Raw genomic sequence first — 10026 nt, 5'->3', positions numbered from 1 at the left:
AGCCCTTCTGGCCCTGGGTGATCTCGAACTCGACGCGCTGGTTCTCGTCCAGCGAACGGAAGCCCGAGGTCTGGATGGCCGAGTAGTGCGCGAACACGTCCGCGCCACCGTCATCCGGGGTGATGAAGCCGAAGCCCTTGTCAGCGTTGAACCACTTGACAGTACCGACAGCCATTTGTGTCTATCTCCTTGATGGCTTGTAACAAACCGCGACCCACACCTCATGAGCCACGCGTCGCCGAAAGGCCCCAGACGACAGAACCGGCCATGCAGCACAGCGAAAGTCAGTGGGAGTCCAAAACTGCAACGCGACAACTGTAGCCGATCTGGGGCCGCGTGGAAGGGGTGATCGCGAACACGTGTCGCTAATAGTCGCCGCCCGCCACGCTTCGTGAACGCGCCGTTTCGCCTGCGCGGACGGCCGCCGGTACGGCGAAATCCTGCGCCGACCTGCTGGTTCGCCGTCGCGACCCGGCCCGGCGGCCCGCCAACGCGGCACCGGACGCCGGTACGCCGGGTGATGGCCGCGCGATCCTGATCGATTTTTCCGGCGTGTCGCACGACTCTGGACAATCGCTGCGCGGCACGCAATGGTGGGCCGGAGGAGGCCCGGTTGATCGTCACAGTGACCCGTAGCGGAGGCTTCGCCGGTCTGATGGCCCACGGCGAGCTCGACACCGCGTTCCAGCCCGACGGAGCTCGGTTGGAGGCCGCCGTCCGCGCGCTGGACCAGGCGCGACTCGGCTCCGGACTGCCGCAACCCGACCGGTTCGTGTACCGGGTCGAGGTGCGCGACGCGCCAGGAGCCGTCGCCACGCACCTCACCGTCGCCGAGCAGGACCTCGACCAAACGACCGCTTGGCTGCTCGGCCGCGTGCTGCAGAGCTAGGCGTACTTGTGGGCCATGGCGATCGCCTGCGGTACATAGCTTCCGCCGAACAGCACGACGTGGGTGAGCAACGGGTGCAGCCGGTGCAGGCCGACCCGGTGGCGCCAGCCGTCCGCGAGCGGATGCGCCTCGTCGTACGCCCGTAGCACGCGCTCGAGCTGCGGGAGCCCGAAGAGGCCGAGCATCGCGAGGTCCGTCTCCCGGTGGCCGCCGTGCGCCGCCGGGTCGATCAGATGGACGCCGTTCGCCGTCCAGACGACGTTGCCGGACCACAGGTCACCGTGGATCCGGCAGGGCTGCTCGCTCGGGTCGTCGTACCTGCCGGCCTCCAGGCGGGTACACACCTGCTCGAACACGTTCAGCTGGTGCCCGTCGATCGTCCCCTGGCTGTAGGCCGACCGCAGGTAGGGCCGGAGCCGCAAGTTCGCGTAGAACTCGCCCCAGGACTCCACCGGATCCAGCGCGTGCGGCAGACCGATCGTGCCGATGTACCCGTCGGCGTCCCAGCCGTCCGGCGGTACGCCGAAGTGCCAGGCGCCGGCGTCGTGCGTGCCGGCCAGCCGCCGGCCGAACTCGTCCGCCGCCGCACCGGTCGGTGGGGCGAGTTCGAGCCGGACCGTGCTCAGGTGGCTGGGGGAGACGTCCACCGGTTCCGCCACCGGCACACCGTCCGGTACGGCGAGCCAGCGCAGTCCAGCGGCCTCGACCTCGAAGAATCCCGGTGGCGCGTCAGGCCGCGTCTTCACAAACCTGTCGCCCAGGACGGTCATGGTTGCACTCTGCCACCCGCACCCGACGCCGAGCCAGCACCGGCTCGCCCAACATCACCAGCGCCGCCGCGGCGGCCAGAACCGCGCCGACCAGGGCGACACTGCGCACACCGGGGCCGTCGATCAGTGCACCGCCGACGAAGGCACCGGCGGCGATGCCGACGTTGAACGCCGAACTGGTGCCTGCGGACGCCATGTCGGTGCTGCCCGGAGCGACCTGCAGCGTCCTGCTCTGCGCCGCGACGGCCATCGCGCTGAAGGCCATGCCGAGCAGCGCGATCAACAGCACGGTGGGGACCTTCCAGGAGCCGACCGCGAACAGCCCTCCCAACGCGCCCGCGAGGACGGCGAACGGTACGACGACCGTGCCCCACGGATAGCGGTCGAGAACCCGGCCCGCCACCAGAGTCCCGATCATGCCGCCTGCGCCGCTGGCCAGCAGCATCGGGCCGAGTGCGTCGGACGAGAAGCCGGTGATGTCGAGCAGGAACGGCGTGACGTAGGTGTTGAAGGTCAGGAACCCGGTCACGCCGACGGCGGACGCGACGATCAGGACGGCGTAGCGGCGGACGTCGGGATCGCTGCCGCGTCCGGACGCACCGTTGCGGACCTCCACGGCGGGCAGGAGGCAGGCGATGCCCACGCAGGCGGCCGCGCCCAAGCCCGCCATCACGGCGAACGGGACCCGCCAGCCGGCCTGCTCACCGAGCCACGTGCCCAGCGGGATGCCGAGCACCGGCGCGAGCGCCGTACCGATCGCGAGTCGCGCGACCACCCGACCACGGACCTGCGGCGGGAACAGGCTGGTCGCGATCGGCGGCGCGATCGCCCAGAAGAGCGCCTGCGACAGTCCGGTGACCAGTCGGGCCGCGAAAAGCACCTCGTACGTCGGCGCGACGGTGGCGACCGTGGTCGCCAGCGCCATGACCCCCAGCGTGCTGCCGAGCACGGGCCGCCGCGGGAGATGGTGGGTGAGCCGGACCAGCGGGATCGACGCCAGCACGACGACGACGGCGTACCCGGTGACGAGGAGGCCGACTTCCGAGCGGGAACGGCCGAGGTCGTCGGCCATCACGGTCAGCAGACCGATCGGCAGCACCTCGACGGTGACGTAGGAGAACGTGCTGACCGCGAGCATCAGCAGGGCGGCGTTCGCCCGGCGGGGCGAGAGGGGCAATGTCCTCACCTGTGATTCCAGTATTTGGCTGTATGGTGGTAGCATCTCATGCATGGCAGACAGCCGCAACGAAGAACTCCGGGTTGTCGGCGGACACCCCGCCCTGGACCTGGTGAACACCGTAGCTCCCCGCGTCCCCGGTGCGAGCGGCGGGCACGACCATCTGCCCGGCCCGGCCGAGTTGCTCGCGTGGAGCCGGCGGATCGGGATCGTCGACGCGATCGAGGCGGAGGCCGTCGATGCCGTCTGGCAGGGTGCTTCCGACCTGGCCGGCAAGGCGCTGCGGGCGACGGTCGAGATCCGGGAGGCGACGTACCTGGTGCTCGCGCAGCAGGCGTCCGGGGTCCCCGGTGTGCCGGCGGATTTCGAGCAAGGGCTGGGATCGGCGTTCGAGCGGCTGATGCTGCGCTGGTCGGCGGCGTCGGCCCGGTCGATGCTGGTCCCCCGGGACAGCGGACCCAGGGTCGCCGAGTTGCGGGTCGGCACGGCGCCGGCGCTGATGATCCCCGACCGCCTGGTGGCCGCGGCCGTCGACCTGGTGCGGACGGTCGAGCTGCGCCAGCTCCGGGCCTGCCCGGTGGAGGACGGCGGCTGCGGTTTCCTGTTCCTCGACCGGAGCCGGAACGGGTCCCGCCGGTGGTGCTCGATGGAGGACTGCGGCACCCGCGCGAAGATCCGCAAACTCAGTGCCCGGCGCCGATCTGCTTCCACTGTCTGACCAGTTAGCCGGTACGCCGATCGCCTCATCACCGTCCGCAAGCGCATGACGCGTCAGCAGGGCGTGTCGAAAGATGCGAACTGTCCGTCCGACCTGTCATCGTAGGCGGCCGGGCCTTCCGACCGAGACGGGCCTGGCCGGTCCTGCCCCGACAGGGCAGGCAGTCGAAGACAGAAGCTGGAGGACAGATGACGCAGGTGGCAGAGCAGCCGGGCAGTACTGCCGGGCGGCTCGGCTCGGTGGTGCTGGACTGCCCGGACCCACTCGAGCTCGCCCAGTTCTACTCGGCGCTGCTGGGGCTGGACATCGACGAGAACGGTGACGACGACTGGCGGAGCCTGACCGGCCCCGGTTCGTCGCTCGGGTTCTCGACGCTGGCCTTCCGGCGCTCGGAGGAGTACGTGCCGGCCACGTGGCCCGGCACCGACGCGCAGGATCTCCATCTCGACCTCATCGTCGAGGACCTTTCCAGTGGTCACGCCAGTGTGACCGCGCTCGGGGCCGAGCCGCTCGACCCCCTGGACCCACCACCCGCCGAGAACGCCCGTGGCTGGCGCATCTACGCCGACCCCGCCGGACATCCGTTCCGTATCTGCCTGGAATAGGGCATGCCCGTGCCCGCCCCGGGCCGACCGGGGCGGGCCGTCGAGGCTCAGACCCAGCCGGTGCTCCCGCTGAACGGGAAGTGCCGGCTTTCGTCGTACCTGGGGCGGGGCTGGTAGCTGTTCGCTCCGGGCTCGCCGCGCAGGTGGAAGGCGCTCGGGTACGGCGTCTCCGGGTCGGTGATCCTGGTCGAGGTCGGGATGTAGCGGATCGTCAGCCCGCAGCGGCGGTTCGGCGACGTGTTCGCGGTGCTGCCGTGGACGATGTTCGGGTGGTGCACCTCGACGTCCCCGGGCGCCAGCACCATGTCGACCGCCTCCGACTCGTCCACCTCGACCGCGATCTCCTTGCCGAGCACGCTCTCCACCTCGGTGTTGTCGCGCATCCCGGCCACGTCCGACCGGTGGCTGCCGGGAATCACCCGGACGCACCCGTTCTCCGGGGTGGAGTGGTCGACCGCCAGCCACAGCGTCACCACCTTCATCGGCTCGAGCGGCCAGAACGCCGCATCCTGGTGCCAGAGCACCGGCTGGCCGGAGTACGGCGGCTTGGAGATGTAGTGCGAGGCGAACAGTGCGATGTCCGGGCCGACGAACCGCTCGGCGATGTCGAGCAGCCGGTCGTCACTCACCAGCCGCAGCCAGAACGGGTCGTCGCGCAGGTACACGTGACCGAGCTGCTCCGGCCGTACGTCGGGATGCCGTGCCTGAAGCCACTCGACATGGTCGTTCACTTCCTTGATCAGCTCGGTGTCGATGACGTCGCGGAAAGTGACATAGCCGTCGGTTTCATACATGGCTCCATGCTGCTGGCCGGTCGCGGGCGACGACTAGCAGCGTGCTGACGAGAACTTGTAGCGTGTTGATGTGGACCAGGTGCTGCGGTTCGAGTCGCACGCGTTCGGCCGGCCGTTCCATGCCGCCCGCGTGCGGATCCCGGCCCGGGCACGCGACACCGAATTGCACACGCACGCCGACTTCCACGAGTTCATGGGCGTGGTGTCGGGCAGCGGGGAGCACCTGCTGACCACCGGCGTCGAACAGTTGCGGCCGGGCGACGTCGTACTGGTCCGGCCGAGCGATCGGCACGCGGTGCGCGGTTCGGCACCCGACGGGCTGGAGTTCGTGAACGTGGCGTTCCCGAGCTCGGCCTGGCAGGGGTTTCTCGACCTCACTCGGACGAACCCAGGCGCCACCTGGGCCTCCGCGCGCCGGCCGGTGACCTTCCACTCGGCCGAGGCGATCGCCGTCTTCGAGCACGCACTCGACCGCTTCCAGGACGAGCCCGGGCCGTACGACTTGGTCCGCTTCTGGATCGAGCTCCTCCCGCTGGTGTCCGCCGGCGAACTCCCGGTCCGGCCGGGCATACCGGACTGGCTGGCCAAGGCCTGTACGGCGATGCGCTCCGAGGGCAACCTCCGCGGCGGTGTCCCGCGCCTGCTGGAGCTCGCAGGCGTCAGCCCGGCCCACCTGTCGCGGTCCCTGCGGACGGCCTACGGCGTGACGCCTACCGACTTCGTCGCCGACCTCCGCCTCGAGCACGCCGCCTCATTGCTGGCAGCAACAAACCTTCCGGTCGCGGCGGTCGCCGCACGCTGCGGCTTCGCCAGCCAGTCGTACTTCAGCCGCTGCTTCGCCGCGGCCCACCACCTCACGCCCCGGGACTTCCGCCGCCGATCCCAACGCGCCTTCGTGCCCTGAGCGGCTCAGGCCGAGGCGAGAGCCTTCCGGATGCGCTTCTCCGAGACGGGGTACGGCGTGCCGAGGGTTTGCGCGAACAGGCTGATCCGCAACTCCTCGAGCATCCAGCGCACCTCGAGCAGCTCCGGGCTCGGGTCCTTCCCGGTCGGTACGGCGTTCAACCGCGCCCGGTACTCGTCCCCGAGCGTCTGGATGATCGCCATTGCGGACCGGTCGCGCATCGCGTTGGCCCCGATCTTGTCCAGCCGCTGCTCGGCACCCCGCAGATAGCGCACCAGGTCCGGCAACCGCCGGGCGCCGGTCTCCGTGATGAAGCCCGGATGCACCAGCCCTTGGAGCTGACCGCGGACATCGGACAGTGCGGCCAGCAGCGCGGGGCTGGACGCGCGCGAGATCTGCTTGTCCACCGCACGCGCGTGCGCCAGCACCTGCTCGACCTGCCGCAGGATCGCGAGCACCGTGTCGGCCAGCTCCGACCGTACGGCGTCGCGTAGTACGGAGAAGGCCGTCAGGTTCCACGCCGGGCCGTTCGCCGCGGCCATCAACTGGTCGACGGCCGCCGCGATCGCGTCGTCGAGCAGTTCGCCGACGTTGCGGTGCGGACCGGCCATCAGGGTCATCTTCTGCTGGTTGGTCAGGTGGCGCTGGACCACGTCGATGACCGACGGCATCGTGAGCAGCAGCAGCCGACGGGTGCCTTTCCACATCGCCGCCGCCTGGTCGGGCTCGGTCTCCTGCAGCCGGATCGCGACGGTCTTGCCCTCGTCGACGAGCGCCGGGTAGCCGGCGACCGTCAGGCCGTTGCGGCGCTCGGAGAAGCTGCGTGGCAGGTCGCCGAACGTCCAGTCGGTCAGGCCCGACCGCTCCAGACCGGAGACCGCCTTCGACGCGACGTGGGAGATCGCCGCCGTGGTCTTCGGCTTCAGCCGCTCCTTGAGCTTGGCCAGGTCCTTGCCCTCGGCCACGGTCTTGCCGTTGTCGTCGACCACCCGGAAGGTCATCCGCAGGTGCTCCGGCACCCGGCTCCAGTCCCAGTCGGCCGGTTCGATGACCAGGTCGCGCAGGTTCCGCAGCTCGCGGGCGAGCGCGTCGGTCAGCGGCCCCGAGGCCGGGTCGAGCCGGGGGAGGACCTGGCGGGCGTGGTCCGGGGCCGGCACGATGTTCTTCCGGATCGACTTCGGCAACGACTTGATCAGCGTGGTGACCAGCTCCTCGCGGAACCCGGGCACGCTCCACTCGAACCCGTCCGCGGTGACCTGGTTCAGCACGAGCAGCGGGAGGTGCACGGTCACACCGTCGGCATCGGTGCCGGGCTCGAACGCGTACGTCAGGTCGAACGTCATCCCGTTCTGCGTCCAGCGCAGCGGGAACTCGTCCTCCTTGACCTCCGCACCCTCCCGGACCACCAGCGACCGCTCGAAGTCGAGCAGGTCCGCGTCCCGTTGCCGGGCCTTCTTCCACCAGGTGTCGAAGTGCCGGCCGGTGACGACCTCGCTGCCGATCCGCTCGTCGTAGAAGGCGAACAGCGTCTCGTCGTCGACCAGGAGATCGCGGCGGCGAGTGCGCTCCTCGAGCTCCTCGACCTCCTCGATCAGCCTACGGTTCTCGTGGAAGAACTTGTGGTGGGTGTCCCAGTCGCCCTCGACGAGCGCGTGCCGGATGAAGAGTTCGCGGGAGACCTCCGGGTCCACCGTGCCGTAGTTGACCTTGCGCCGGGCGACGATCGGTACGCCGTACAGCGTGACCTTCTCGTAGGCCATCACCGCGCCGGCCTTGCGTTCCCAGTGCGGCTCGGAGTACGTGCGCTTGATCAGGTGCTGGGCGAGGTCCTCGGCCCACTCGGGCTCGATCTTGGCGTTCACCCGCGCCCAGAGACGCGACGTCTCGACCAGCTCGGCGGCCATCACGAACTGCGGCGGCTTCTTGAACAGGCCCGAACCTGGGAAGATCGCGAACTTCGTGCCGCGGGCGCCGAGGTACTGGTGCTGGTTCGCCGGGTCCTTCATGCCGAGGTGACTCAGCAGTCCGGACATCAGCGAGACGTGCACGCTCTGCGGGTCGGCCGGCTCGCCGCTGTTCAGGGTGACGCCGATCTGGGAGGCGACCTGGCGGAGCTGGGCGAAGATGTCCTGCCACTCGCGGACCCGGAGGTAGTTCAGGTACTCGCCGCGGCACATCCGGCGGAACTGGCTGCCGGACAGCTCCTTCTGCTGCTTCTTCAGGTAGTTCCAGAGGTTCAGGTAGCCGAGGAAGTCGCTGTTCGGGTCGCGGAACCGGGCGTGTGCCTGCTGGGCCTGCGCCTCGGCGTCGGTCGGCCGTTCCCGCGGGTCCTGGATCGACAGTGCGGCCGCGATCACCATCACCTCGCGGACGCAGGCGTGCTTGTCCGCCTCGACGATCATCCGGGCGAGCCGCGGGTCGAGCGGGATCTGCGCGAGCTGCCGGCCGACCAGGGTCAGCCGGCCGCCCTTCGGGGTCTCGATGGCTCCGAGCTCGGTGAGCAGTTGCAGGCCGTCGGTGATGCTGCGCCGGTCCGGCTCGTCGATGAACGGGAACGCCGCGATGTCGCCGAGCCCGATCGCGGTCATCTGCAGGATGACCGACGCCAGGTTGGTGCGCAGGATCTCCGGGTCGGTGAACTCGGGCCGGCTCTCGAAGTGCTCCTCCGAGTACAGCCGGATGCAGATGCCGTCGCTCGTCCGTCCGCAGCGACCCTTGCGCTGGTTGGCGCTGGCCTGTGAGACCGGCTCGATCGGCAGGTGCTGGACCTTGGTGCGATGGCTGTACCGCGAGATCCGCGCCGTCCCGGGGTCGATCACGTACTTGATCCCGGGCACCGTCAGCGAGGTCTCGGCGACGTTGGTCGCGAGCACGATCCGGCGACCCCGTGATCCGGCACTGTGCGGCTGGAAGACGCGATGCTGCTCCGCGTTCGACAACCGCGCGTACAGCGGCAGCACCTCGACGGCACCGGGCCGCCCGCGGTCCGCGGCGAACTTGTCGTTCAGGGCGTCGGCGGTGTCGCGGATCTCGCGCTCGCCGCTGAGGAAGACCAGGACGTCGCCGGACGGCTCGTGCGCCAGTTCGTCGACGGCGTCCAGGATCGCCTGGGTCTGGTCGCGGTCGATCGTGCTCGGGTCGTCCGGGTCGTTGATCGGGCGGTACCGCACCTCGACCGGGTACGTCCGTCCGGACACCTCGACGATCGGTGCCGGGGTGCCCTGGCTGTCGCTGAAGTGCTCGGCGAACCGCTCCGGGTCGATCGTCGCCGAGGTGATGATCACCTTGAGGTCGGGACGCCGGGGGAGAAGCTGCTTGAGGTAGCCGAGGATGAAGTCGATGTTCAGGCTGCGCTCGTGCGCCTCGTCGATGATGAGCGTGTCGTAGCGGGTCAGGTCGCGGTCGCGCTGCAGTTCGTTCAGCAGGATGCCGTCGGTCATGAGCTTCACCAGCGACCGGTCGCTCACCTTGTCGGTGAACCGGACGGCGAAGCCGATGGTCTCGCCGAGCTCGGTGCCGAGTTCCTCGGCGATCCGCTCGGAAACCGTCCGCGCAGCGAGCCGCCGGGGCTGGGTGTGCCCGATCATGCCGTGCACCCCGCGCCCGAGCTCGAGACAGATCTTCGGGATCTGCGTCGTCTTCCCGGACCCGGTCTCGCCGGCGATGACGACGACCTGGTGCTCGCGGATCGCGGCCGCGATGTCGTCCTTCAGCCGGCTGACCGGCAGCTCTTCCGGATACGTGATCTCCGGTACGGCGAGGCGCCGTCCCTCGACCCGCCGTTCGGCCAGCTCGACCGCGCCGATCACACCCTGCAGCGCGTGCTCGCGCTTGCGGGCGTCGTTCGTGCCGCGAACCCGCTCGAGCCGCCGGCCCAACTGCTCGCGGTCGTACGCCGTCAGTCCATCGAGCCGACGCAACACCTCGGCCAAACTGGTCGCGTCGTCGGCGGGCGCCGTACTCGGCCCGGCGATCGACGACGGCTTCCGCCCACGGCGGCGCGGCCTGCGCGAACGCGTGGCGGGGTCCTGGGCGGGACCGGTGGCTGGGGAAGGACTCGACGACTCGGTCCGGGCATCAGGCATAACGCCCCCAGTTTAGGCGGCCCACCCCAGCCGCTCACCTGGTTTGCCGGACGCCCAGCCCATCACAATCGCGCGGAAGCCGGC

The 10026-nt window shown here is 69.9% G+C and carries 9 protein-coding genes; 4 read left to right on the top strand and 5 right to left on the bottom strand.

Annotated features, from left to right (window positions below):
- A partial coding sequence (locus tag E1218_RS32795) for a cold-shock protein (RefSeq protein ID WP_132326931.1) occupies positions 1 to 175 on the bottom strand: 175 nt, incomplete at its 3' end.
- A 438-nt stretch (positions 176 to 613) separates the two neighbouring features.
- On the opposite strand from E1218_RS32795, the gene E1218_RS32790 reads away from it, so the two are divergent.
- Positions 614 to 889, top strand: coding sequence for a protealysin inhibitor emfourin (locus tag E1218_RS32790; protein ID WP_165949519.1), 276 nt, complete (start codon positions 614 to 616; stop codon positions 887 to 889).
- Here the strand turns inward: E1218_RS32790 and E1218_RS32785 are convergent.
- Together E1218_RS32785 and E1218_RS32780 are read right to left on the bottom strand one after the other, a co-directional pair.
- Positions 886 to 1659, bottom strand: coding sequence for a fructosamine kinase family protein (locus E1218_RS32785; protein ID WP_132326930.1), 774 nt, complete (start codon positions 1657 to 1659; stop codon positions 886 to 888). The genes E1218_RS32790 and E1218_RS32785 overlap by 4 nt on opposite strands.
- Positions 1619 to 2845 carry an MFS transporter gene (locus tag E1218_RS32780; RefSeq protein ID WP_165949518.1) on the bottom strand — a complete coding sequence of 409 codons (1227 nt, stop codon included), beginning with the start codon at positions 2843 to 2845 and terminating at the stop codon, positions 1619 to 1621. Before E1218_RS32780 ends, E1218_RS32785 begins: the two co-directional genes overlap by 41 nt.
- Before the next feature lie 43 nt (positions 2846 to 2888).
- Between E1218_RS32780 and E1218_RS37615 the strand changes: the two genes are divergently transcribed.
- Positions 2889 to 3554, top strand: coding sequence for a CGNR zinc finger domain-containing protein (locus E1218_RS37615; protein ID WP_132326928.1), 666 nt, complete (start codon positions 2889 to 2891; stop codon positions 3552 to 3554).
- Positions 3555 to 3742: 188 nt separating this feature from the next.
- The gene (locus E1218_RS32770) at positions 3743 to 4159 is read left to right on the top strand and encodes a VOC family protein (RefSeq protein ID WP_132326927.1); all 417 of its coding nucleotides are present in this window, start codon (positions 3743 to 3745) and stop codon (positions 4157 to 4159) included.
- Positions 4160 to 4206: 47 nt separating this feature from the next.
- On the opposite strand, the gene E1218_RS32765 is transcribed toward E1218_RS32770, so the two are convergent.
- Positions 4207 to 4953 carry a phytanoyl-CoA dioxygenase family protein gene (locus E1218_RS32765; protein WP_132326926.1) on the bottom strand — a complete coding sequence of 249 codons (747 nt, stop codon included), beginning with the start codon at positions 4951 to 4953 and terminating at the stop codon, positions 4207 to 4209.
- Between the two features lie 70 nt (positions 4954 to 5023).
- On the opposite strand from E1218_RS32765, the gene E1218_RS32760 reads away from it, so the two are divergent.
- Complete coding sequence (locus E1218_RS32760) at positions 5024 to 5857, top strand: helix-turn-helix transcriptional regulator (RefSeq protein ID WP_132326925.1); 834 nt, start codon at positions 5024 to 5026, stop codon at positions 5855 to 5857.
- Between the two features lie 5 nt (positions 5858 to 5862).
- Here E1218_RS32760 and hrpA read toward each other — a convergent pair whose 3' ends face one another.
- Positions 5863 to 9942, bottom strand: coding sequence for an ATP-dependent RNA helicase HrpA (hrpA, locus tag E1218_RS32755; protein ID WP_233712627.1), 4080 nt, complete (start codon positions 9940 to 9942; stop codon positions 5863 to 5865).
- Between the last annotated feature and the right edge of the window lie 84 nt (positions 9943 to 10026).

Origin of the sequence: Kribbella turkmenica (assembly GCF_004348725.1) — a bacterium.
In the GTDB taxonomy this organism is placed as follows: domain Bacteria; phylum Actinomycetota; class Actinomycetes; order Propionibacteriales; family Kribbellaceae; genus Kribbella; species Kribbella turkmenica.
The sequence above is the reverse complement of the archived record's forward strand: the minus strand, read 5'-3'. Positions and strand labels throughout refer to the sequence as shown.